The sequence below is a fragment of the Pantoea dispersa genome (assembly GCF_014155765.1).
GTDB lineage: Bacteria > Pseudomonadota > Gammaproteobacteria > Enterobacterales > Enterobacteriaceae > Pantoea > Pantoea dispersa.
On record NZ_SCKT01000005.1, the window covers coordinates 117,733 to 140,972 of the forward strand.

At 57.1% G+C, this 23,240-nt stretch carries 18 protein-coding genes; 10 read left to right on the forward strand and 8 right to left on the reverse strand.

The annotated features are described in order from the left end of the window. Positions 1 to 115: 115 nt before the first annotated feature. Together H7K56_RS15520 and H7K56_RS15525 are read right to left on the reverse strand one after the other, a co-directional pair. A complete protein-coding gene (locus tag H7K56_RS15520; protein WP_021509700.1) occupies positions 116 to 1,087 on the reverse strand; it encodes a TerC family protein in 972 nt (323 codons plus the stop codon). Between the two features lie 255 nt (positions 1,088 to 1,342). Continuing rightward, complete coding sequence (locus tag H7K56_RS15525) at positions 1,343 to 2,329, reverse strand: Gfo/Idh/MocA family protein (RefSeq protein WP_150360378.1); 987 nt, start codon at positions 2,327 to 2,329, stop codon at positions 1,343 to 1,345. 137 nt (positions 2,330 to 2,466) lie between these two features. On the opposite strand from H7K56_RS15525, the gene H7K56_RS15530 reads away from it, so the two are divergent. Continuing rightward, positions 2,467 to 4,155: a chloride channel protein gene (locus tag H7K56_RS15530; protein ID WP_150360379.1), complete on the forward strand. Its 1,689-nt coding sequence runs from the start codon at positions 2,467 to 2,469 to the stop codon at positions 4,153 to 4,155. Here the strand turns inward: H7K56_RS15530 and H7K56_RS15535 are convergent. Further along, entirely contained in the window at positions 4,152 to 4,652 is a 501-nt protein-coding gene (locus H7K56_RS15535; RefSeq protein WP_021509697.1) for a M48 family metallopeptidase, read from the reverse strand. The two genes, H7K56_RS15530 and H7K56_RS15535, sit on opposite strands and share 4 nt — an antisense overlap. An 81-nt stretch (positions 4,653 to 4,733) precedes the next feature. On the opposite strand from H7K56_RS15535, the gene rlmG reads away from it, so the two are divergent. Further along, positions 4,734 to 5,852, forward strand: coding sequence for a 23S rRNA (guanine(1835)-N(2))-methyltransferase RlmG (rlmG, locus tag H7K56_RS15540; RefSeq protein ID WP_021509696.1), 1,119 nt, complete (start codon positions 4,734 to 4,736; stop codon positions 5,850 to 5,852). On the opposite strand, the gene H7K56_RS15545 is transcribed toward rlmG, so the two are convergent. From H7K56_RS15545 to H7K56_RS15560, 4 genes are all read right to left on the reverse strand, one after another. After that, on the reverse strand, positions 5,853 to 7,859 hold the full coding sequence (locus tag H7K56_RS15545; RefSeq protein ID WP_150360380.1) for an NADPH-dependent 2,4-dienoyl-CoA reductase: 2,007 nt from the start codon (positions 7,857 to 7,859) through the stop codon (positions 5,853 to 5,855). It lies immediately after the preceding gene. 318 nt (positions 7,860 to 8,177) lie between these two features. Further along, a complete protein-coding gene (locus H7K56_RS15550; RefSeq protein ID WP_021509694.1) occupies positions 8,178 to 8,801 on the reverse strand; it encodes a response regulator transcription factor in 624 nt (207 codons plus the stop codon). Positions 8,802 to 8,900: 99 nt separating this feature from the next. Beyond that, on the reverse strand, positions 8,901 to 12,578 hold the full coding sequence (locus H7K56_RS15555; RefSeq protein ID WP_150360381.1) for an ATP-binding protein: 3,678 nt from the start codon (positions 12,576 to 12,578) through the stop codon (positions 8,901 to 8,903). 27 nt (positions 12,579 to 12,605) lie between these two features. Next, positions 12,606 to 12,779 carry a hypothetical protein gene (locus H7K56_RS15560; RefSeq protein WP_158251405.1) on the reverse strand — a complete coding sequence of 58 codons (174 nt, stop codon included), beginning with the start codon at positions 12,777 to 12,779 and terminating at the stop codon, positions 12,606 to 12,608. Between the two features lie 299 nt (positions 12,780 to 13,078). On the opposite strand from H7K56_RS15560, the gene H7K56_RS15565 reads away from it, so the two are divergent. The 4 genes from H7K56_RS15565 to H7K56_RS15580 all read left to right on the forward strand — a co-directional run bounded on the left by H7K56_RS15565 (position 13,079) and on the right by H7K56_RS15580 (position 17,154). Continuing rightward, complete coding sequence (locus H7K56_RS15565) at positions 13,079 to 13,780, forward strand: response regulator (RefSeq protein WP_058759838.1); 702 nt, start codon at positions 13,079 to 13,081, stop codon at positions 13,778 to 13,780. 169 nt (positions 13,781 to 13,949) lie between these two features. After that, entirely contained in the window at positions 13,950 to 14,981 is a 1,032-nt protein-coding gene (idnD, locus tag H7K56_RS15570; protein ID WP_058759837.1) for an L-idonate 5-dehydrogenase, read from the forward strand. A gap of 9 nt (positions 14,982 to 14,990) precedes the next feature. Further along, positions 14,991 to 15,755 (forward strand): gluconate 5-dehydrogenase, encoded by a 765-nt coding sequence (gene idnO, locus H7K56_RS15575; protein WP_150360382.1) that lies wholly within the window; start codon positions 14,991 to 14,993, stop codon positions 15,753 to 15,755. A 79-nt stretch (positions 15,756 to 15,834) separates the two neighbouring features. Next, positions 15,835 to 17,154, forward strand: coding sequence for a gluconate:H+ symporter (locus tag H7K56_RS15580; RefSeq protein WP_058771315.1), 1,320 nt, complete (start codon positions 15,835 to 15,837; stop codon positions 17,152 to 17,154). 31 nt (positions 17,155 to 17,185) lie between these two features. Here the strand turns inward: H7K56_RS15580 and H7K56_RS15585 are convergent, their stop codons facing one another. Next, a complete protein-coding gene (locus H7K56_RS15585; RefSeq protein WP_150360383.1) occupies positions 17,186 to 17,896 on the reverse strand; it encodes a purine nucleoside phosphorylase YfiH/LACC1 family protein in 711 nt (236 codons plus the stop codon). Between the two features lie 109 nt (positions 17,897 to 18,005). Here H7K56_RS15585 and H7K56_RS15590 point away from each other — a divergent pair, with 109 nt between their 5' ends. The 4 genes from H7K56_RS15590 (at position 18,006) to H7K56_RS15605 (ending at position 23,226) form a co-directional block, all read left to right on the forward strand. Then, a complete protein-coding gene (locus H7K56_RS15590; protein WP_058771313.1) occupies positions 18,006 to 18,815 on the forward strand; it encodes a 5'-nucleotidase, lipoprotein e(P4) family in 810 nt (269 codons plus the stop codon). Positions 18,816 to 19,395: 580 nt separating this feature from the next. After that, positions 19,396 to 20,037 (forward strand): carbonic anhydrase, encoded by a 642-nt coding sequence (locus tag H7K56_RS15595; RefSeq protein WP_104188443.1) that lies wholly within the window; start codon positions 19,396 to 19,398, stop codon positions 20,035 to 20,037. A 2-nt stretch (positions 20,038 to 20,039) separates the two neighbouring features. Beyond that, a complete protein-coding gene (locus H7K56_RS15600) occupies positions 20,040 to 21,509 on the forward strand; it encodes a SulP family inorganic anion transporter (protein ID WP_136545726.1) in 1,470 nt (489 codons plus the stop codon). A gap of 292 nt (positions 21,510 to 21,801) precedes the next feature. Then, entirely contained in the window at positions 21,802 to 23,226 is a 1,425-nt protein-coding gene (locus H7K56_RS15605) for a GGDEF domain-containing protein (protein WP_150360384.1), read from the forward strand. Positions 23,227 to 23,240: the final 14 nt, after the last annotated feature.

Consider the following 23,240-nt stretch of genomic DNA (forward strand, 5'->3'; position numbering starts at 1 on the left):
TGCGCGCCAGATCGGTTTTTTGATCTGCTGATGACAGGAAGTGTGACAGAGATATGAAACGCGAAGGTTGGCGCTGGCGAAACAAAGCAGGGGCGATTAGCGCCCCTGCAGAAGATTATCGTGAGATGCCTTTCTGGTCGTTTCTGTGGTTTACCCAGGCGTTAATTAGCAGCGTACCGCCGAGAATTACGCCGACCACCGTCAGCGAGATCGCCACCGGAATGTGATAGAACTCGACGATCAGCATCTTGATACCGATAAACACCAGCACGATCGCCAGACCGTACTTCAGCATCGAGAAGCGCTCTGCCACGTTGGCCAGCAGGAAGTACATAGCGCGCAGGCCAAGGATGGCGAACAGGTTAGAGGTCAGCACGATGAACGGGTCGGTAGTGACGGCAAAAATAGCCGGAATACTGTCGACAGCGAAAATAACATCGCTCAGCTCCACCATAATCAGCACCAGCAGCAGCGGTGTGGCAAACAGCACGCCGTTTTTGCGGGTGAAGAACTTTTCGCCGTGCAGTTCATCGGTCATGCGCAGATGCTTACGCAGCCAGCGCACCACCGGCTTATCGCCGACGGCAGCGTCATCGCCCTCTTTCGCGAAGGCCATTTTGATGCCGGTAAACAGCAGGAAAGCGCCGAAGATATAGAGGATCCAGCTGAACTGTGTGACCAGCCAGCTGCCGGCAAAGATCATGATGGTACGCAGCACAATCGCGCCCAGCACGCCGTAAATCAGCACGCGGCGCTGAAGATTAGACGGAATGGCGAAGTAGCTGAACAGCATCAGCCAGACGAAGACGTTATCGACCGCCAGCGCTTTTTCCAGTACGTAACCCGTCAGGAAAGCCAGGGTTTGCGCGGTTGCGACTTCGCGCCCGGCGCTACCGTCGAGATACCACCAGAACGCGGCGGCAAACAGCAAAGAAACGGAGATCCACACCAGCGACCAGACGGCAGCCTGTTTGAATGACATGGTTTGTGCGCCGCGTCGTCCCTGTAAGAAGAGATCGATCGCCAGCATGATGAGCACGACGACAGCGAAGCTGCCCCAGAGTAACGGTGTGCCTACAGAGTGCATAGTCGTATCCTGTCCTGAAAATGAAAAAACGGCTGAGTCAGAAGACGTCAGCCGCTTTATAGAGCTGCAAGCAAACCTCGCCTTCCGGCAAGGTCTCACTTACAACACAGAATCAATTCCGGGTTGCCTGACGACCGGATGCGCTACGCATCGTAATGACGATCGGTCAGCTTACAAGTTACTCCCCTTTGCTGCCGCCAACATACGTGCAAGCGCGAGCAGATTCAATGGGGGAGCTGTAATATTTTGCAATATTTACACTTCTTTCCGATCCGCCGGAAACACCACGCCGGTCTGGCGACGAATCTCTGTCAGCAACCGAGCGGTAATGCGTGACACCTCCAGCGCAGGGTGCTCCACCTGGCGTGTTTCCACCAGCCGGGCAAAGGTCTCTGCTTCATACAGCATAGTATTGATGTGCTGTGGCTGCGTCAGGTTCTGGCTCTCGCCGCCGCGCGGAATCAGACGCAGCTGCTGGCACTCAGAAATTTTCTCTATCACCAGCGAGCCGGCTTCGCCCTGGATTTCGCTGGGAATCAGGGAATCACTGACTTTTGAGTGCAGCAGCGTGACGTCGAAATCGCCGTAGTCCATCACTACCACGCCGTGCGCATCGACGCCGCTTGCCAGCAGCGACGCCTCAGCTTTCACCTGCTGCGGCGCGCCCCACAGGGTAACGGCAGCGGCGAGACAGTAGTAGCCAATATCCATGATCGAACCGTTGGACCAGCGCGGGTTAAAGGTATTCGGGTTCTCACCGTCGAGATAGCGCTGATAGCGTGACGAGTACTGACAGTAGTTGAACAGCGCTTTGCGCAGTGTGCCCAGCTGCGGCAATGCCTGTTGCAGGCGCAGGAACGTCGGCAGACTGGCGGTTTTGAACGCCTCAAACAGCACCACCTGATGCTGACGCGCACAGGCAATCATCGCCTCAGCTTCACGCAGGTTAGAGGCCAGCGGTTTTTCGCAGATGACGTGTTTGCCGTGCGACATGAACAGCAGCGACTGCTCACAGTGCAGCGCATTGGGGCTGGCGATATACACCGCGTCGATTTCCGCACTTGCCGCCAGCGCCTCCAGTGAGGTAAAGGTCAGCGGACAGGGATAATCCGCGACAAAGGCGTCGGCCTGCTGCTGGCTGCGTGAATAGACGGCGCTCAGTTTCATTTTGCCGCTCTCGTGCGCGGCGTCGATAAACTGGCGGGTGATCCAGTTGGTTCCCACAATGGCAAAACGTATCACGGCTGGTTCTCCTGCACTCTGAAAGCGGCAGAGTAGCATGTTCCCTGGCGGCGCAGGCAGGCGAAATTTGATCCTGCGATCCGCATTCCAATATGATGATGCTAAACCCTTTTTTAACCGACATGCGGGGACGCCGGGTGAGCGGAAGCAAACACGCACTGAACTGGACCACACTGCTGATCGCCATTCCGGTGGGCCTGGTGGCCTCGCTGGTCACGCTGGCGTTTCGCGGCATCATCGATCTCATCAATCATCTGCTGTTTCACAGCGACAGCGAAATCACGGTCGCGATGCACGTCTGGCCGTGGATCTTCTGGCCGATGCTGGTGGGGGCGGGCGGGCTGCTGGCCGGCTGGTTCCTGCGCTACGCGGTGGCGATTGAGCAGCAGGAGACGGTGAAAACCGATTACCTTGAAGTGATTAACGCGCGGCTGGATGCGGTGCCCACCAAAACCTCGCTGTTTCGCGCGCTGTCGTCGATTGCCAGTATCGGCAGCGGGGCGTCGATTGGTAAAGAGGGGCCCATGGTGCAGCTGTCGGCGCTGAGCGGCAGCCTGCTGGGGCGCTGGCTGCCAGCGTCCCTCAATATGCGCAACAGCGACATCGTCGCGATGGCGGCCGCCGCCGGTCTGTCGTCGGTGTATCACGCCCCGCTGGCGTCGGCGATTTTTGTCGCGGAAATTGCGTTTGGTATCTCTGCGCTACAGCGGCTGATTCCGCTGATTATCGCCTCGGCTGTGGCGGTAATGACCATGTGGTCACTGGGCTTTCGCAGCGCGCTCTATCCGCTCTCCGACACGCTGTTTCAAATGGATCTCACCAGCCTGCTGATGACGGTAATCATTGGGTTTGCTGCGGGCGTGGCGGGCTGGCTATTGATCAAGCTGATTGCGCGCAGCAAAGCGTTGTTCAGCCACGTGCGCTCGCTGCCGCTCAGGCTGGGCGCAGGCGGCTTTGCGGTTGGCTTACTGGCGCTGATCTCCACCGATATTCTTGGTAACGGCTATGAAGTGATCGTGAAAATCATTGAAGGCAACTATCTGCTGGCCGGTTTGCTCGGCCTGCTGGTGCTGAAAATGCTGGCGACCACGCTCTCGGTTGGCTCAAACGCGGTAGGCGGCCTGTTCACGCCCTCATTATTGATTGGTGCGCTGCTCGGCGTGGCGCTGGCGCAGACTGGCGTGCTGCTGCATCTGCCGGTGGGCAATACGCTGCTGTATGCGGCGGTGGGCATGGCGGCGGTGCTGGCGGCGGTCAGTCAGGCGCCGCTGATGGCGATGCTGATGGTGCTGGAGATGACGCTCAACAGCAGCCTGCTGTTCCCTCTGATGATTGCCTCGGTGCTGGCGTCAATGCTGGTCTACCGGCTGCAGTCCGCCAGCACCTATCCGGTGGTAAGCCATCACCTTAATCGTTCAGAAGCGAAATATGATTTTGATAATATGCGGGTTGATCAGCTGATCATCCCCGGCGCGGCGCTGCAGCCGGCGGAATCGGTCGGGCAGGCGCTGGCGGTGAGTTCACTCAAGCGCGAGCGCTACGTCTACGTCATTAATCAGGCCGGTCAGTTTCTTGGCGTAGTATCAATTCATGATATTTCGCGCAAAGTGCTGGCACAGGAGATCACGCTGGATTCGCCGGTCAGCAGCGTGATGGATGATAATTTCCCCTGCATTTACCAGCACCAGAGCATGCGTGAAGGCTGGGAGGCATTTGCACGCGTGACGCTGGAGCGTTTACCGGTGCTGAATAATGCGCAGGAGCGTCGCTTCCTCGGCGCATTGACCAAAACCAGTCTGATTCAGAAAGCGCAGGAGTTTCTTTAGGCTGCGTTGCCGCGCAGCGCCTGTTCGGTCATCCACAGGCGCGCGTCGAACTCCAGCTGGTGGTAGTCCGGTTCCATGTGGCAGCACAGCTGATAAAAGGCTTTGCTGTGATCTTTCTCTTTCAGGTGCGCCAGTTCGTGCACCACGATCATGCGCAGAAAGGGTTCCGGCGCGAGGCGGAAAAAGGTCGAGATGCGAATTTCGGCCTTGGCTTTCAGGTTACCGCCCTGTACGCGGGAAATGGCGGTATGCAGGCCAAGTGCATGCTTCATCACTTTGATTTTATTATCCCAGATGACCTTGCTCACCGGCGGTGCGCTGCGCATATAGCGGTTTTTCAGCGCCTGCGTGTAGTCATAAAGCGCGCGGTCGCTGACGACGTCGTGCGTATCGGGATAGCGCTGCTGCAAAAAGGCGGCTAATCGCTGATTATCAATCAGCACTTGCACCTGTTCGAGGATGTTTTCAGGGTAACCCTGCAGATAGATTAATGACATTGGGATTCCCGACGAAAGACAGTATACTGCGCCCCCTTTTCAGGGCGAAAATCGCGCAAAGTGTACCACGCCGGAGATTCCATGAGCCAACTTGAACTGACCGATCGCACGCTGACGCTTCAGCGCTTCCCGCCGATGCGCGAAGAGAGCCCGCTACAGGCGTGGGACGCCGCAGATGAATATTTGCTGCAGCAGGCGCTGCCGGCAGGCCCGGTGCTGGTATTCAATGACAGCTTTGGCGCGCTGACCTGCGGGCTGAACAATCGGGAAATCTGGCACGTCAGCGACTCGTGGCTCAGCCAGCAGGCCGCCCGGCAGAATCTGCGTCTCAACGGTCTGGATGAAGCGTCGGTACACTTTCTTGATAGCCTGGCGCCGTTGCCGGCTGCCCCGGCGGCGGTACTGATTAAGCTGCCCAAAGCGCTGGCGCTGCTTGAGCACCAGCTGCGCGCGCTGCGGACGGTCGTCACGCCGGATACCCTGATTCTGGCGGCCGGTAAAGCCAAAGATATCCATAATTCCACGCTGCAGCTGTTTGAACGCATTCTTGGTGAGAGCAAAACCTCGCTGGCGTGGAAAAAAGCGCGTCTGATTTACAGCCATTTCAGCGCCCCGGCGCTGGCGGACGTGCCGGCGACCACCGTGTGGCCGCTCGACGAGACGCCGTATCACATCCACAATCACGCCAATGTGTTCGCCCGCGCCGCGCTGGATATTGGCGCGCGCTTCTTTCTGCAACACCTGCCGCACGATATTGAAGGCGAAATCGTCGATCTCGGCTGCGGTAACGGCGTGATCGGCCTGCAGGCACTGGAACAGAATCCGCAGGCCGAGGTGCTGTTCGTCGATGAATCTTACATGGCGGTGGCTTCCAGCCAGCTTAACGTTGAGCTGAACCGGCCACAGGATCTGGCACGCTGCCAGTTTCGGGTTAACAACGTGCTGAGCGGTTTTCCGTCGGACCGGCTGCACGCAGTGTTGTGTAATCCGCCGTTCCATCAGCAGCACGCGGTGACCGACCACCTGGCGTGGCAGATGCTGCGTGACGCCAAACGCTGCCTGCAGTATGGCGGCGAGCTGCGCATCGTCGGCAACCGCCACCTTGGCTATCATCAGAAAATGAAGAAGCTGTTTGGCAACTGCGAACTGGTGGCCTCTAACGCCAAATTTGTGGTACTGCGTTCGGTCAAGCTGCGTTAATCACAGGCTGAGCGCCAGTTCGGTGGCCTGAGCAATGGCGCGCCGTGCATCCAGCTCCTGCGCGACGTCGGCACCGCCGATCAGCCGCACGGCTTTGCCGCGTGCGGCCAGCGCCTGCGCCAGCGTACGCAGCGGTTCCTGACCGGCGCAAATCACGATGTTATCTACCGCCAGCGTCAGCGCTTCCCCCTGATGGCGCAGGTGCAGCCCGTCATCATCAATCTTCAGATACTCGACATCGCCCCACATCTGCACGCCGTGCGCCTGCAGGCTGGCGCGATGGATCCAGCCGGTGGTTTTCGCCAGTCCGGCGCCCGGTTTGCCGGATTTACGCTGCAGCAGCCAGATCTGGCGGTCGGCAGGAGCTGGCTGTGGACGCACTAAACCGCCGCGCGCCTGCAGGCTGCGATCGATGCCCCAGCTTTGGTAGAAGTCTTCCTCGCGATCGGCGTGCTGCAGCAGAAACTCCGCGGTGTCGAAACCAATGCCTCCGGCACCGATAATCGCCACGCGCTGGCCAACCGGTTTTTTGTCGCGTATCACCTCGAGATAGCTCAGTACGCTGGGGTGATCGATGCCCGGAATCGCCAGCTGGCGCGGTGTGATGCCGGTCGCGATGATAACTTCATCCGCCTGTTCCAGTTCGTCGGCGCTGACGCGATGATTCAGGCACAGCTCAACGCCTGCGGCTGCCAGCTGATGGCGGAAATAGCGCAGCGTTTCGCTGAACTCCGCCTTGCCGGGGATCTGACGGGCGATATTAAACTGGCCGCCAATCTGCGCATCGGCTTCGTACAGGGTGACGTGATGGCCGCGCTGCGCCGCCTGCAGCGCGAATGCCATACCGGCCGGACCGGCACCTACCACCGCCAGGCGTTTTGGCTGCGCGGCGGCGATGACCGGCATCAGCGTTTCATGACAGGCGCGCGGATTGACCAGGCAGGAAGTGACCTTGCCGGCAAAGATTTGATCGAGACAGGCCTGATTACAGGCGATGCAGGTATTGATGGCGTCGGGCTGGCCCGCCTGCGCTTTGCTGACAAACGCGGCATCGGCAAGAAATGGCCGCGCCATCGACACCATGTCGGCAATACCGTCGCGCACAATCTCTTCCGCCACCTGGGGATGATTAATACGGTTGGTGGCGATAACCGGTACGCTGACGTGCTGGCGCAGATGCTGCGTGACCCAGGCGAAACCGGCGCGCGGTACGCAGGTGGCAATGGTGGGAATGCGGGCTTCATGCCAGCCAATGCCGCTGTTGAACAGCGTCACGCCGCGCTGCTCCAGCGCCGTGGCAAGCTGCAGCGTCTCCTGCAGCGAGCTGCCGTTATTCACCAGGTCGAGCATCGACAGGCGAAAAATAATAATAAAGGCATCACCGACAGCGGCGCGCACCGCCTGCGTCACTTCCAGTGCAAAGCGCTGCCGCCGCGCCACATCACCGCCCCAGCCGTCGTCGCGCTGATTGGTATGGGCGACCAGAAACTGATTAATCAGGTAGCCTTCCGAACCCATGATTTCGACGCCGTCGTAACCGGCCTGCTGCGCCAGCCGGGCGCAGCGCGCGAAATCCGCGATGGTTTGTTCAATCTGCGCTTCGCTCAGTGCCTGCGGTGTAAACGGGTTGATGGGCGCCTGTAACGCCGAGGGCGCCACCAGATCGCGCTGATAGCTGTAACGTCCGGCGTGCAGGATCTGCAGCGCAATTTTGCCCCCCTGAGCATGTACCGCATCGGTTATCTGGCGGTGCCAGCCGCACTGGGTTTCGTCTGTGAGCATGGCTCCTCCCTGCGCCACCACACCCTGCGCATTGGGCGCGATGCCGCCGGTCACAATCAGCGCAACGCCTTCCCGGGCGCGCTCGGCGTAAAAGGCGGCGAGGCGCTGTGCGCCATCGGCATGCTCTTCCAGACCGGTGTGCATTGAGCCCATCAGGAAACGATTTTTCAGTTGCGTAAAGCCCAGATCCAGCGGGGCAAACAGATGCGGATAACGCTCAGTCATGATCACTTACTCAGTGAGTGGTCGGATGAGTGAACTCTAGCGGGAAAAGTGCGGGCTGGAAATTTGCGGCGCTCAGCCTGTGAGAAACATCAAAAAAAAGCAGGGCGGCAAGTCGCAGACGAAAGTATCGGACCACTTTCGCCAGGCACGGGAAGAAACCTGCGCGCCCTGTAATGGCATGAAGATTGGGCTAATAAATTAGCTCTGTGGTTATAAATTCCTGTATGACTCAATCTCTATAACAATCCCGGGTGAGGACGAGGTGATGATGCCATGCCTCAGTCGAATTAATCCGCAAGACTGGTCTTGATTTTGGCTTCAGCAGGCACCATTTCGCCGTGCCAGTTCGATAATATCGACCAGATTCTTTGATTCGAGCTTTTGAAAAATCTTAGTTTTATAAGTACTGATGGTTTTGTTATTTAATCCTAATTCACAGGCAATGATTTTATTGGATTTTCCCTGCGCCAGCTGACGTAAAATAAGCGTTTCCCGCTCGGTCAGGCGCGACAGCATATCCTGTTCATTAACATAGCGCTGGCGCCGGTCAAGAATATCGCCGGGCAAATAATTTACATTATTAAATACGCAGCCAATGGCGGCGATCAACGTCTGAATCGGATCGTATTTCGACACGAAGCCGTTAGCGCCCTGACTAAGCGATTGTATAAGCAGGTGATTGTTACTGCTCTGACTGAGCAGAATGACTTTCATCCAGGTTTTAGATTTTACGATATCGCGTAAAAAGGCGATGCCGTTTTTCTCTTTGAAATCAGGATCTAAAATCAGGATGTCGATGTGCTGATGAATAACATCGTCAATACCATCATTAATTGTGTTTGCTGTAGTGACACAATTAAAGCCATTCATTAATAATAAAGCCTGCACCCCAGCCGCAACAAGGCGATGCTCATCAACGATGAGAATTTTTGCATTAAACATAGATCTCCCTTTTACGACACCGATATGATGGCGCTGGCGGACATTATGTCTGGCGGCTTATCCCGGCGAACCGAGAAATGTCTTGATAAGATTATGTTTTTATAAAACCTGCTGATTTTTCAGCCGATATTGTTCAAAGATAATTAATGTTTCATTGACGGCGTTAATTTCGCACGCGATGGCGGCAATCAGCTGCGCGACATCGTGTCCTTCCTGCTGGTGTTTCTCCAGCTTGCGCCCCAGCTCCATCAGCGCGCTGGCATTAAGAATACTGGCACCGCCTTTCAGCTTATGGCCAAGCTGTGACAGCGCGTGAGTATCAGTGGTTTGCTGCAGTGCTGCCAGTAATTCATCGTGGCTGGTGCGAATGCTCTCCAGCAGGGTGATGCAGCTGGCGGGATCGCGCTCAGCCAGCTGCATCAGCAGCGGCGCAAAAGTCGGAACCGCCACAGGGGCCGGCAGCGCGGCGACGGGGATGTCAGCAGCAGGTTGCCCGGTCAAGCCGGCTGCAGCCTCGCTGTCAGGCACGTTTGGCGTGCGGCGCGGACAGTGGGTGATTTGCGCCAGCAACGTATCCAGATTCAGCGGTTTGAACAGACAGTCGTTCATGCCAGCCTGCAGGCAGCGCTGCATGATGTGCTGCTCGGCGGAGGCGGTCAGGCCGTATAGCGTGATCGGCGGCAGATGATGGTGGCGTTCATGCTGGCGCAGCGCCTGGGCAAATTCAAACCCGTTCATGCCGGGCATATTGCAGTCGGTAATGATTAAGTCAAAGCGCAGCGGATCCTGCTGCCACAGCTTCAGCGCTTCGACGGCGCTTTCGCTCACCACCACCTGATGGCCCGCCAGCTCCAGCTGTTTACCCAGCAGCAGGCGATTAGGCGCATGATCATCAATCACCAGCACCGACAGCTTGTCGGTGACCAGCGGCTGTGACAAATGCGGTTGGGTTTGATCGCGCGGTTCGCCGGCCGGCGCGCGGAAGTAGAAGGAGAACACCGATCCTTCACCTGGCGTACTCTCCACAATCAGTTCGCCATCCAGCAGCTCTGCCAGATTGCGGCAGATGCTCAGGCCAAGACCGGTGCCAATCTGCTGCTGCTGACGTTCACCGACCTGGACAAACGGCTCAAAGATAGCCTGCTGCTGCTCCTCAGTCATGCCGCAGCCGTCATCGCTCACTTCTATGACGAACTCACAACCTTCCTCTTCCTGGCCAATCCCCTGCATCAGCACCACGGTTACGCTGCCGCGATCGGTAAATTTAATGGCGTTACTCAACAGGTTAGACAGGATCTGGTTGATCATCAGCGGATCGGTCTGTACCCAGTAGGCCGCGATGTCCATTTCTACGCGCAGATCGATCCCTTTGCTTTCGGCCTTGTTGCGAAACAGCGTCACCGCCTGATCGATCACATCCGGCAGGTAGACGGTTTCCGGCGTGGGTTGATACTGACCAGATTCGATCTTCGACAGATCGAGAATATCGCCGATCAGCGACAGCAGCGCGCGCGCCGAGCTGTAGGCGACGCGAATATTCTCTGACAGCGTCTCACACGGCTGCGAGCGGGTTTCCAGCTCCAGCAAACCAATGATGGCGTGCAGCGGCGTGCGGATCTCATGGCTCATGCTGGCGAGAAACTCACTTTTGGAGCGGTTGGCTTTGTCTGCGGTGTCCTTGGCCAGCTGCAGCTCCTGCAACAGCGCGTTACGTTCGGTGACATCGACCCAGCCGCCGATCACCCCGGCAACTTCCCCCAGCCGATCGCGAAACGGCAGCGTCCAGTGGTACAGATGGAAGGCCTGCTGGCCAAACATCAGCTGGACGTCGCGCATTACCGCTTCACCATCCTGCAGCGTCTGCTGGTAACCATCTTCAATGGTATGAATGCTGGCGTTATTGGTGTTGAACACGTCCGACAGTCGTTTACCGATTACCTCGTCGCGTTTGATGTGCAAAAAGCGCAGATAGGCATTGTTACAGTCCACCAGCCGCGTTTGCTTATCGCGGATGTACATTGCCACCGGCGAGTCATTAAACAGCGTGTGGGTAAAATTGAGCTGATTTTTCAGCGCATTCTCTGCCTGCATACGCTGCTGAATCACTTTGCGCAGATGGTGGTTCCACAGCAGGATCAACAGAATCAATCCCAGCGATACCGAAACGATCAGCAGAATCGTTTGCTTGTAATTCTGCCACGAGCTGCTGAGAAACGGCGGTTCCGCCTGACGCCACTGCGCCATCAGCTTAAACAGGGTTTCCGGCGGGATGGCCAGCAGCGCTTTATCGAGAATGCTGATCAGCGTCTCATTGCCTGGCTCTACGCGCATCACAAAGCGCGCGGGGTCGGCGCCCAGCGTACCCTCGACGATCAGCCCGCTGCCAAAATGGTTGCGCAGATGGTAGTCGGCAAAAATTTTCGGCACGATCACCGCATCGACCTTGCGCGCCAGCAGCTGGCGCAGCGCATCCAGCGGACGATCGGTATCGCTCACCGACAGGTGCGGATAGTGCTCCTGCAGCCAGCTTTTCATCAGCGGATTTTTTAGCATCAGCGCCGAACCAAACGGAAAGGTGTCACGTGCCATGATGTTTCCCGGCTGCTGATTGCGGATGATCACCCAATGCGAAACCAGCCACGGACGTGTAATCAGAGCCGGTTGTGCTTCGAACTGTGGCTCCAGAATTTCCAGTGGAAACAGCTTTGGCAAAGGACGTCCGCCGGGGTGTTCATGACTGGCGTGCGCCACAAAATTCAGGCCGGTCTGGCTGGTGATCAGCTCCAGCACGTCCGGCGCCATGCCGCGAAACTGCTCTGCCGGCGTCCGGCTGCTGAGCGGTGCCTGCGCCAGCGGCAAGGTGGTCTCGATGTGAATGTTGTTTTGCAGCCACTGCTCTTCGTCGGCGGTGAGCGCCAGCGGATTGCGTTGCAGTACATGATGGGGATCGAGCTGCCAGCGTTTGGCAATCTGCATGCGGATAGACAGCGGAATCTGCGGCAGCGCCTGGTTGATGGCGTCGGCCAGCGCAGGATACAGCGGACTGATGCCGAAACCGACGTTGAGCGGAATCGTATGCTCATCGGCCAGAATAGTAAGCGCGTTGGCAAACAGATAGCGGTTGAGGTGCGTCAGCGTCGCCGCATTTCCCCAGACGCGCGCCGTCTGACCATAAACGGTGGCGGCAACGGCATCATAGTAGCCCGGGAAACGCACCAGCTGCGCGTTTTCGTATGTCTCTTCCAGGTACTGGCGCTGTAGCGGCGTGCCTGACCAGGCGACTTGCTCGGGCATGCCGTTATTGAGAAAAAGGTCGCTGTCGGTCTTTAGTCCCATCACGCTGTAATCCAGCATCCACGGGGCGCTGGCCAGCAGCGGCTGCGACTGTGACGACGGCTGGGCGACGTAAATCGCCAGCATATGCATTTCGCCTTTCAGCACCGCCTGCTGCGCGGCGCTATGGCTGGGGAAGTGATAAAGCTCAATGCTGGTCTCCAGCATGCTTTGTATCAGCGACAGGTAATCGGCGCTCAGGCCTTCGAAGCGGCGCGTATCGGTATCCATATATATCGGTGGCTGTGATTTACCGGCCACCGCGACTTTAATCACTTTATTTCGAAAGGCTGAAGAGATGGGCTCCGCCAGCTGCAGCGCGGGCTGTGCGGTATCGTAACGCGCTAAAAGCTGCAACGGTTTGATCTGCGCCTGCAGCGCGCCGCAAAAAAAAATAAACAGGACCACGCCCGCCAGACGGATGAAATTAACAGGATTAAACACCGTGCGTTCCTGAAGAAAATAAAGTCATTAATGCCGATAAGGGAAAAGGAGTATAAAGAGATTTTTCCCGCCTGCCTGATCTAATGCCGCATTAAGGATATTTTGCGACCATTCTCGAATGTTTAACTCATTATTAACATTTGCAGTTTTTTTTAGATATTGCTTTTGCTTTGATTTCAAAAATTTCAACGGTTTATCCATAAAATGACCTTTCAAGACAATTCTTATGTGGTCCTTTCGCAGAGTTACGTCAGAATTTTCGCAGTTTTTCCGGGGCCGCTAACCGCTGCTGGCCATTCATCCGGTAACACTACCTTTTAAATAGCGGTAATAAGTTAAACGCGTAAGCAAGATTCTAATTTTTGTTAACCTGGTGACGTTTGGTTTAAACCGTTGCAGGCGATTTTCTCTGCAGCGGTCAGCGCATACTTTCAGGTCATTTTCACTGGTGTGGTTATCAGTACTGGACAAAATTGAGACTGTAATAAAGGAATAAAAGAATGGTATATGCACATAATAAACAGGTGCGTGTCGCTGTCCTTGATGATCACCCGATGGTTCGTACCGTTTTCGAGTTATGCCTGAAACACGAACCCGATATTCATCTGGTCGGGACCTGGTCTTCAAGTAATGAATTGTTTAGTCAGCTGCGCAGCACTACGGTGGATGTGCTGGTGCTGGACTTTTTGCTGGGCGAGCGTGAACTGGATGGCCTGGCCCTGGTGAAACAGCTGCGAAATCACTATCCGCAGCAAAAGATTTTGATCTCATCGTCCATGGAGAGTCCGGCGATTGTCAAAATGGTGCTGAGCGCCGGCGTTAAAGGCTTTATTGGAAAAAGCCACAATATGCAGGAGATCGTCCAGGCGATTCGTCAGGTGGCGCAGGGGCGGCTATTCCTGTCGCAGGAAGTGGCGTACGAGGTGGAAAACCTCTACGTGATGAATGAAGACGCCATCAACGAAAACCTCGATCTCTCCAGCAAAGGCAATATGTACGAGAAGGTCAAAACCCTTAGTCCGCGCGAAGTAGAAGTGGTGCGCTGTTTTCTGGATGGGCTCAGCGTGTCGCAAATTGCCGTGAAGTTTAAACGCAGCCGCAAAACCGTGAGCGGACAAAAGCAGTCGGCGCTGAAAAAGCTCGGCCTGCGCTCGGATTCGGAATTGTTTAAATACAGCCACGACCTGATGTCGGGCAGCTAATCCCTGTTTAAGGCGGTCAGGAATGGCCGCCGTCTGTTTTTCCGCCTCTCTGCATCACGTTCCCGGTAACAGCCGTTTTGTAACATCGCTTTGAGTGATGTTCGTCACAGTTTCGCCGGCCGTATCCCGCTGTGATAGCCCCCATTGCTACAGCACTGAAGGGGCTACGATGAACATTGAAACGCAATCCTGCGTCATTACCGGCAAAAAACAGGTCAGCGTCGCACAGCAGCAGGTGCAGTGGGACGGCACCGGCACGCTGGTGCGCATCACGCGCGGCGGCATCTGCGGGTCCGATCTGCACTACTATCAGGAAGGTAAAGTCGGCAGCTTCGAAGTGAAGATGCCGATGATCCTCGGCCATGAAGTGATCGGCTACGTGGTGGAGAGCGACGATCCGCAGCTCCAGCCCAACCAGAAAGTGGCGGTCAATCCCTCAAAGCCGTGCGGCAGTTGTAAATACTGCCTGCGCGAGCAGCAAAATCAGTGCACCTCAATGCGCTTTTTCGGCAGCGCCATGTATCTGCCGCATGTGGATGGTGGCTTCACGCAATACAAAGTGGTCGATAGCGCGCAGTGCGTGCCGTTTCCGCAGGAAGCTGATGACAGCGTGATGGTGTTTGCTGAACCGCTGGCCGTGTGCATCCACGCCACGCAGCAGGCGGGCGATCTGAGCGGCAAAACCGTGTTCATTTCCGGCGTCGGGCCGATTGGCTGTCTGATTGCCGCCGCTGCCAAAGCCCGCGGAGCCGCGGAGATTATTTGCAGCGATATCAGCGAACGCTCGCTCAGCCTGGCGCAGCAAATGGGCGCGACCGGGGTGATCCACGCTGCTGACGGTGATTTCACGCCTTACCTTGCAGATAAAGGCTTCTTCGATGTCGCTTTCGAGGCTTCCGGCCATCCGTCTTCGCTGCAGCGCTGTCTCGACGTGGTATGCGCCAAAGGCACGCTGGTGCAGGTTGGCATGGGCGGTACCATTCCGGATTTTCCGCTGATGACGCTGATCGCCAAAGAGATCAATCTGGTCGGTTCTTTCCGTTTCACCCACGAATTCAACACGGCGGTTGACTGGCTGGCACGCGGCGTGGTCAATCCGCTGCCGCTGTTCAGCGGAGAATATGACTTACAGGATATCGACGCGGCGCTGCAGTTTGCCGGTGATAAAACCCGGGCGGCGAAAGTCCAGTTAACGTTTTAAGGAGTCAGTATGAGTCAGTTATTTTCCCTCGCGGGCAAGCGCGTGCTGCTCACCGGTTCGGCGCGCGGCATCGGTTTCCTGCTGGCGCGCGGTCTGGCCGAAGCGGGCGCGGAAGTGATCATCAACGCCACCACCGGGGACGGCGCAGAGCAGGGCGCAGCGAAACTGCGCGAGCTGGGTTATCACGCGCGGGCGAAGGCCTTCGACGTCACGCAGTCGGCGCAGGTTCAGCAGGCGGTGGAGGAGATTGAAAGTCAGTGGGGCGCGATTGATATCCTGGTGAACAATGCCGGCATTCAGCGCCGCCGGCCGTTTCTTGAGTTTCCCGAGCAGGACTGGAACGACGTGATTGCCGTCAACCAGACAGCAGTGTTTCTGGTGTCACAAACCGTGGCGAAAAGAATGGTGCAGCGTCAGCGCGGAAAAATCATCAACATCGGCTCAATGCAGAGCGAACTGGGGCGCGACACCATCACGCCGTATGCCGCCTCCAAGGGCGCGGTCACCATGCTGACGCGCGGCATGTGCGTGGAGCTGGCGCGCCACAATATTCAGGTTAACGCCATTGCGCCGGGCTATTTCGTCACCGAGATGACCCAGACGCTGGCTGACGATCCGGCCTTCACCGGCTGGCTGACTAAACGTACACCGGCCGCACGCTGGGGCAAGCCGGAAGAGCTGATTGGCGCGGCGGTGTTCCTGGCGTCGGGCGCATCTGATTTCGTCAATGGCCATCTGCTGTTTGTTGATGGTGGTATGCGCGTCGCCGTGTAATGCCGTGGCGCGGCTGGCGTAATTGCCGGCGCGCGCCTAAACCTTAAACACCCCTCTGTCTTCCTAAGGATAATAAAAAATGCCAATAACCATAATTGTGCTGGGTGTGATACTGCTGCTGGTTCTGATGATTGTCTTCAAGGTCAACGGCTTCATTGCGTTGGTGTTTGTCTCGGCGGTGGTAGGTATCGCCGAAGGCATGACGCCACTCAATGTGATGGCCTCGATTCAGAAAGGCATTGGTTCCACGCTTGGTGGCCTGGCGATGATCCTCGGCTTTGGTGCCATGCTCGGGCGGCTGGTGTCCGATACCGGCGCTGCCCAGCGGGTGGCCACCACGCTGATTGCCGCGTTCGGTAAACAGCGGCTGCAGTGGGCACTGGTGGTCACCGGACTGATCGTCGGTCTGGCGATGTTCTATGAAGTCGGTTTTGTGCTGCTGCTGCCGCTGGTGTTCACCATCGTGGCGGCAGCCGGACTGCCGCTGCTGTACGTCGGCGTGCCGATGGTGGCAGCGCTGTCGGTGACGCACTGCTTCCTGCCACCGCATCCCGGTCCAACCGCCATTGCCACCATCTTTGGTGCCAATCTCGGCACCACGCTGCTGTACGGCTTAATCATTACCATCCCGACGGTGATCATTGCCGGTCCGATCTTCTCAAAATTCCTCAAAAGCTTCGAAAAGTCGCCACCGGAAGGGCTGTATAACCCGAAAATTTTCACCGAAGAGGAGATGCCGGGCTTCTTTATCAGCATCTTTGCCGCGGTGATTCCGGTAGTACTGATGGCGATTGCGGCAGTCTGCGAACTGACGATGCCGAAAGAGAATGCGCTGCGCCAGTTCTTTGAATTTATCGGCAACCCGGCGGTGGCGCTGTTTATCGCCGTGGTAATTGCGGTATTTACCCTCGGTCTGCGCAACGGGCGCAAAATGGAGCAGGTGATGGATATGTGTGGCGATTCGATTGCCGCCATCGCCATGATCGTCTTTATCATTGCCGGCGGCGGCGCCTTTAAGCAGGTGCTGGTAGATAGCGGTGTCGGTAATTACATTGCCGATCTGATGAAAGGATCGTCGCTGTCACCGCTGCTGATGTGCTGGACGGTGGCGGCAATGCTGCGCATCGCGCTGGGATCGGCCACCGTCGCGGCGATCACCACCGCCGGCATCGTGACGCCGATCATTGCCGCCACCCATACCGATCCGGCGCTGATGGTGCTGGCCGTTGGTTCGGGTAGCGTGATCGCCTCGCACGTGAACGATCCGGGTTTCTGGCTGTTCAAAGGCTATTTCAACCTGAGCGTGGTTGAAACGCTGAAAACCTGGACGGTAATGGAAACGCTGATCTCCATCCTCGGCCTCGCCGGTGTGCTGGCGCTCAACGCCATCATTCACTAAGGCCCGCGCTTCACAGGGAGGTGAAGCGTGCTTACGCGCGGCGGCGAATCCACGAGAAACGTGACTGATAGCCGCTGTCAAAATGGGTGTTATAACGATAGCTCGATCCCGCCTCCGCCATGCAATAAGTACACACCGCCACGCGATCAATCTGCGCCGCCGGGATGCCGCGCTGTAACAGCAGGTCCTGCGCCAGCTGAGGCAAATCAAACCATACTCCCTGATGATGCCCCCGCGCCTGAGGTCGGATTGCCTGCGGATTATGCGGCTGTTGCTGTGACCAGCTTAGCGCCGGCAGGTCCGGGCGCTGCTGCATCTGTGCGATGCGATCAACGCCCAGCTCATAGCAGCACGGGCCGATTGCCGGACCGATCGCCACCAGCAGGGATGCCGGCGTCGCGCCACCCGCCAGCAGCTGATCGAGGGCACTGCTCAGCACGCCGCCGAGCGTACCCTGCAAGCCGGCATGTACCGCCGCCACCTGATGCGTTTTCACATCGGCAAACAGCACCGGCAGACAGTCAGCGGTGTAAACCGCAACCGGCTGATGATCGTCACTGATCACCCCATCGGATTCACAACTTTTCGGCGGCCGGTTTTGCCCGGCCAGCATCACTTTTGCGCTGTGCCGCTGCTGTCCGTACGCCGCAGCGGCCGGTGCCGGCTGACCGGCAGGCTGAAAGGCATACTCCAGCCAGCGTTGACTCTCCAGCAGCGCCGAGCGCGGCCCGCGATTATCCATAAGTGTCTCCTGTGACCTGACCCCGGTTTTCCTCTGCCCACAGCTTACGTTAACTGCTACATTTTTAAAGCTTTACAAAAACTGACCATAATCACTTAAGGACGACATGATGAAAAACACCTCCTGGCTGGCCGCGGCAGGCTTGATTGCCCTGACGCTCACCGGCTGTGCCCAACCGCAAAAGCAGCAGGCTCAGCAGCAACTTGGTCAGCAGTCGGTGCTGGCAGTCAACTGGTTCCAGCAGTCTGGCGAGTATCAGGCGCTGAGCTGGCAGGCGTTCAATACGGCACGCATGGCGTTTGATAACGCTCCTTCGCTCACCGGCAAACCCAAAGCGGTGATTGTTGATCTGGATGAAACCATGATCGATAACAGCGCCTACAGCGCGTGGCAGGCAAAAAACGGCCAGCCGTTCTCCGGTAAAACCTGGTCAGCGTGGACGCAGGCGCGCCAGGCGACCGCGGTGCCCGGTGCCGTCGAATTTGCCAACTATGTGAATAGCCACGGCGGCACCATGTTCTACGTCTCGAACCGCGATCAGAAAGACTACGCGGCTACGGTCGATAATCTCAACAAGCTGGGCTTCAGCGGCGTAAGCGACAAAACCGTGCGTCTCAGCACCGGTAACTCCAATAAACAGGCGCGTTTCGACGCAATTAAAAATGCCGGCTACAACGTGGTGCTGTATATCGGCGATAACCTGAATGACTTCGGCGGCGCCACCTGGCATCAGGGTAACGCGCAGCGCCAGCAGTTTGTCACGCTCAACCATCAGCGTTTTGGCACCCAGTTCATTGTGCTGCCAAATCCACTGTACGGCGACTGGGAGAGCGGCATGGCTGAAAACTACAATAAGTTAACCCCGGAACAGCAGCTGCAGGTGCGTGAATCCCGCATGAAAGCCTGGAACGGTAAATAATTCGTCAAGCGAAATAGCGCCTGCCCTGGCGGGCGCTTATCGCAGGCGGTTAGCGCCAGTGATATTTACGTTTCTTTGTAATTATTATTCTGCTTATCATTTTCCCGATCTCTTACTTAATCCTTCCGCCGTCTTCAGTGAAATATCATCGCGAATAACGTTAAAACCAGCGAATATCACTATTCATAAATTTAGTAATTAGGATTTTTCTCAGCGAGCAGAGTGTAATCCACCATACCAGCGTAAAGGCGCAAAAGTTTTACGTGTATATATTTGTCAGTTCATCCGAAATGCGTTTTAAAAACTAATTTTAATAAGCTGATTATATTGATTTTTAATCGAACCCTCCCTGATTGCGTCACTTGCATTAACTTACTTTACCATGACATTTGCTGACACTTATTTTACATAAGGTCGCTGCTTCTGCCTGACTGAAATATTCCTGGTGCAAATAAATTCATAAGCGTCTATAACCAATTTCTGTGAGAAAGCGCCGTATACACCTGCCACAGAACGCTAAAACCGTGCTGCGCCATGCATTTATTTGCCCGGAAGCGCTATTTGCGGATACAGAGAGAAGATAATTGTGACGACCCTTAAACCCTTATTAGCGAAAAATCGCAGTTGGGCACTCCAGCGCCGCGAGCGTAATCCAGATTACTTTGAACAATATCTGCATCAGCAGAAACCCCACTCCCTGTGGATTGGCTGTTCCGACAGTCGCGTACCGGCAGAAGTGCTGACCGGCTCGCATCCGGGCGAGCTATTCGTGCACCGCAATATCGCCAATATGGTACTACCCGATGATGACAACTTTATCAGCGTGCTGCAGTACGCGATTTTTTATCTCGGCGTCGAGCGCATTGTGCTGTGCGGTCACTACGGCTGCGGCGGCGTGCAGGCGGCGCTGGGTCTGCCTGCCAGCCCGTTAGCGCAGGAGGATTCGGCGCTCGCCAGGCGCATTGCCGCGCTGCGCCGCGCATTGCAGCACGGGCTGGTGGCCTATCACGCCAGTCCCGCGCAGGAAGAGGAGAGCAGCAAGCTTAACCGGCTGATTGAAGCCAATGTCATCGCCCAGTTTAGCCAGCTGGTGCGCTGCGAGCCGGTGCAACAGGCCTGGCAGGCCGGACAGCAACTGGATGTATTTGGCTGCGTTTATGACCTGCAGTCCGGCCATCTGAAAGAGTTAATCCAGCAATCGTCAGAGGAACCCTCATCATGAATCTGCAAACGCTTCGTCAGGATATTCCTGCTGGTCTGGTGGTGTTTCTGGTGGCGCTGCCACTGTGTCTGGGCATCGCGCAGGCCAGCGGTCTGCCGCCCTTTGCCGGTCTGCTCACCGGGGTGATCGGCGGTCTGCTGGTTACCGCGCTCAGTCCCTCGCGCTTTGCCGTGAGCGGCCCGGCGGCGGGGCTGGTGACTATTGTTGTGGCCTCAATCCAGACGCTCGGCAGCTTTTCCGCATTTCTTACCGCGCTGATTCTGGCTGGCGTGCTGCAGTGCATGCTCGGCCTGCTGCGCGCCGGTCGTTTTATCTCGCTGGTGCCGGGCAGCGTCATCAAAGGGATGCTGGCGGCAATTGGCCTGCTGTTGATTATGCAGCAGATTCCGGTGGCGCTGGGCGCAGCGAGCGATGCCGGTCTGCAGTCGCTGGTCAGCGGTGAGTTTTCGTTTTCGCTCAGCGCGATGCTGGTGGCCGGTAGCGGGCTGCTGATTCTGTGGCTGTGGACCACGCCCGCGATCAAGGCAGTTAAAGCGCTGAGCTGGATCCCCGGCCCGCTGGTGGCGGTGCTGTTTGGCTGCCTCGCCACGGTGTTGGGCGATCGCCTGTTTCCCAGCCTCGGCGAAGGCCTGCCGCGTATCGTACTGCCGGCGTTTGACAGTATGTCGGCGCTGGTGGCGGAGCTGGAAACCCCAGACTGGCTGGCGTGGCAGAATCCGTCGGTGTGGGTGGTAGCGATTACGCTGGCGCTGGTGGCCAGCCTTGAAACGCTGCTCAGCCAGGAGGCGCTGAAAAAACTGCGTCCGCAGCATCCGGCGCCGTCACCGAATAAAGAGATGTTCGCGCAGGGCATCGGTAACCTGACCGCTGGCTTGCTCGGCGCGATGCCCATTACCGCGGTGATTGTGCGCAGTTCGGTCAACGTCAGCGTGGGTGCCCAAACCAAACTGTCGATTCTGCTGCACGGCGTGCTGCTGCTGATTTGTGGCTTGTGGTTCAGCGCCCTGCTTAACGCGATTCCGCTCGCCAGCCTGGCGGCGGTGCTGCTGTATACCGGCTATAAGCTGGCAACGCCGCGCCTGTTCGTCGAACAGATTCGCATGGGCGCGCAGCAGTACGTGCCGTTTCTTGCCACCATCGGCGGCATCATTGTGTTTGGCATGCTGGCCGGGATTGGTATCGGTATCGCGACGCAGATTCTGTGCAGCATCTACCAAAGCCACCGCAACGCGCTGCAGCTTACCCGCTATGACGACCATTACGTGCTGCGCTTTCAGCAAAACCTGACCTTTATGCACAACCCGAAGTTGCAGGGGCTGCTGGCGGAGATCCCGGAAAATAGCGTGGTGATTGTCGATCACGATAACGCCGAGTATATGGATCCGGACGTGAAAGCGGTGCTGCAGGATTTCGGGGATAGCGCCGGTGAGCGCGGCATCCGGCTGAGCCAGTGGCCGGTGGCGGTGAAATAACGTTCCCGCGCGCACTCATGCAGTTTTTTTCGCCAGAATCGGATATCCCGGATATCCGATTTTTTTATTTATACGGCATAATTGCCGCTCACTGCGCCTGCCTGTTTCACATGCTGCCGGCGGGGCTGGTAGCTCGTCTCTGGCTTTCATGGCAGAGTGAGCGCCGCTCAGTCGCAGAGCAGGGCGACGAATACCGGGTTAATTAGCGAATTATCGCACGGATTTTTCAGGTTAAATGATTGCTGATGCCAGCGACGGATGGCAGCGATTTCAGGTTACAGGGTTCAGACGTATGCGCGTTAAGCTGTTTGAAGAGAATAATGTTAAAAAGAATGCTCTTTCGCTGTGTCTTATTACGCTGTTCTTCTGCTTTGTTGGCAGCCACCTGCGTATTCCCGAAGAGTTTTCCCTGTTCTGGCCGGTGAATGCTCTCATCGCCGGGTTGATGGTGCGCAACCCGTTTTTACACACCACCTCCAGTTATCTGGTGTGTTTTGCCGCCATGATTTTCAACGATACGGTTTTTTCCGGCTGGGCACTGCCAGCGGTGACGATTAATTTTGCCAATATCCTGTTTATTCTGGTGTCGGTCAGCATGCTGATTAAGCATCTGCAATCGCCGACCGCAAACAGCCAGGTGTTCAATGCCATGCGCATCTTTCCGGCGTGCCTGCTCGGCGCGGCAGCCTGCGCCACCTGGGGCGCATGGGCGCAGGATATCGATTTCAACGCGCGCTTTGTGGTGGCGTGGGCCGACTGGTTCAGCGAGCAGTTCTCTACCTCGCTGATGCTGCTCCCGGTGATGCTGACGCGTCCGCTGCGCAGCGTGCCGCTGCGGACGCTGGTACACCCGGCCAGGCTGCTGCCGCTGCTCGCCGTGGCGCTGTCGCTCACGGTGGGGGCGCTGATTGGTGGCGCGGGCAGTCTGACCTTCCCGGTACCGGCGCTGATCTGGTGTGCCATTGTTCTGCCGATTCCGATCACCAGCCTGGTGATTCTGTTCACCGGCATCACCGAGATCGTGCTGGTCTCGCACGGCGTGATGAATATTCAGGGCGATGATTCGCTGCTGCCCATCAGCCATCTCACTTCTGCACGGCTCGGCGTGGCCACCGTAGCGCTCAGCCCGCTGCTGGTGGCGGTGAGCATGGACGCCATTCGGCAGCTTAACCATCGCCTGGCATTGCGCGCCAATTATGATTTCCTCACCCAGCTACTTTCGCGCTCCGGCCTGTATGAGAACCTGCGCCAGCAGCCGTTTTCCCTGCAGCGTGAAGCCGGCGTGATTATGCTGGATGTCGACTACTTCAAAGCCATTAATGACAATTTCGGCCATGATGCCGGCGATGGCGTGCTGGAGGAAATTGCGCGCCGTATTCAGCACGTGGTCCGCAGTCGCGGCCTGGTGTGCCGCTTTGGCGGCGAAGAGTTCGTGGTGGTGGTATTTGATTACACCCACAGCCAGCTGTTTCAGCTGGCCGAAGTGATTCGTCAGGCAATGGTGAAAGAGAAGTTCTGGATTCAGGGCAACACCGTGACCGTGACGGTCAGCCTCGGCCTGGCGCGCGGCGGTGCGGTTAACGAACGTGAATGGCCGGGGGTGATCAACCGGCTGGTGTCAGCGGCGGATAAACACCTTTACGTTGCCAAGCGCAATGGCCGCAATCAGACCTCACCGGCAATCGCGCCGCGCAGCATGGCGCATGACGTGGCCTGAGCCACGCCATCGCA

What these genes read in the sequence shown, in the direction of transcription:
- H7K56_RS15520 (WP_021509700.1), bottom strand. Translation starts at nt 1,087, where the DNA reads ATGCACTCTGTAGGCACACCGTTACTCTGGGGCAGCTTCGCTGTCGTC.
- rlmG (WP_021509696.1), top strand. Translation starts at nt 4,734, where the DNA reads ATGAGCCAACTTGAACTGACCGATCGCACGCTGACGCTTCAGCGCTTC.
- H7K56_RS15585 (WP_150360383.1), bottom strand. Translation starts at nt 17,896, where the DNA reads ATGGATAATCGCGGGCCGCGCTCGGCGCTGCTGGAGAGTCAACGCTGG.
- H7K56_RS15565 (WP_058759838.1), top strand. Translation starts at nt 13,079, where the DNA reads ATGGTATATGCACATAATAAACAGGTGCGTGTCGCTGTCCTTGATGAT.
- H7K56_RS15580 (WP_058771315.1), top strand. Translation starts at nt 15,835, where the DNA reads ATGCCAATAACCATAATTGTGCTGGGTGTGATACTGCTGCTGGTTCTG.
- H7K56_RS15545 (WP_150360380.1), bottom strand. Translation starts at nt 7,859, where the DNA reads ATGACTGAGCGTTATCCGCATCTGTTTGCCCCGCTGGATCTGGGCTTT.
- H7K56_RS15560 (WP_158251405.1), bottom strand. Translation starts at nt 12,779, where the DNA reads ATGGATAAACCGTTGAAATTTTTGAAATCAAAGCAAAAGCAATATCTA.
- H7K56_RS15590 (WP_058771313.1), top strand. Translation starts at nt 18,006, where the DNA reads ATGAAAAACACCTCCTGGCTGGCCGCGGCAGGCTTGATTGCCCTGACG.
- H7K56_RS15535 (WP_021509697.1), bottom strand. Translation starts at nt 4,652, where the DNA reads ATGTCATTAATCTATCTGCAGGGTTACCCTGAAAACATCCTCGAACAG.
- idnO (WP_150360382.1), top strand. Translation starts at nt 14,991, where the DNA reads ATGAGTCAGTTATTTTCCCTCGCGGGCAAGCGCGTGCTGCTCACCGGT.
- idnD (WP_058759837.1), top strand. Translation starts at nt 13,950, where the DNA reads ATGAACATTGAAACGCAATCCTGCGTCATTACCGGCAAAAAACAGGTC.
- H7K56_RS15605 (WP_150360384.1), top strand. Translation starts at nt 21,802, where the DNA reads ATGCGCGTTAAGCTGTTTGAAGAGAATAATGTTAAAAAGAATGCTCTT.
- H7K56_RS15550 (WP_021509694.1), bottom strand. Translation starts at nt 8,801, where the DNA reads ATGTTTAATGCAAAAATTCTCATCGTTGATGAGCATCGCCTTGTTGCG.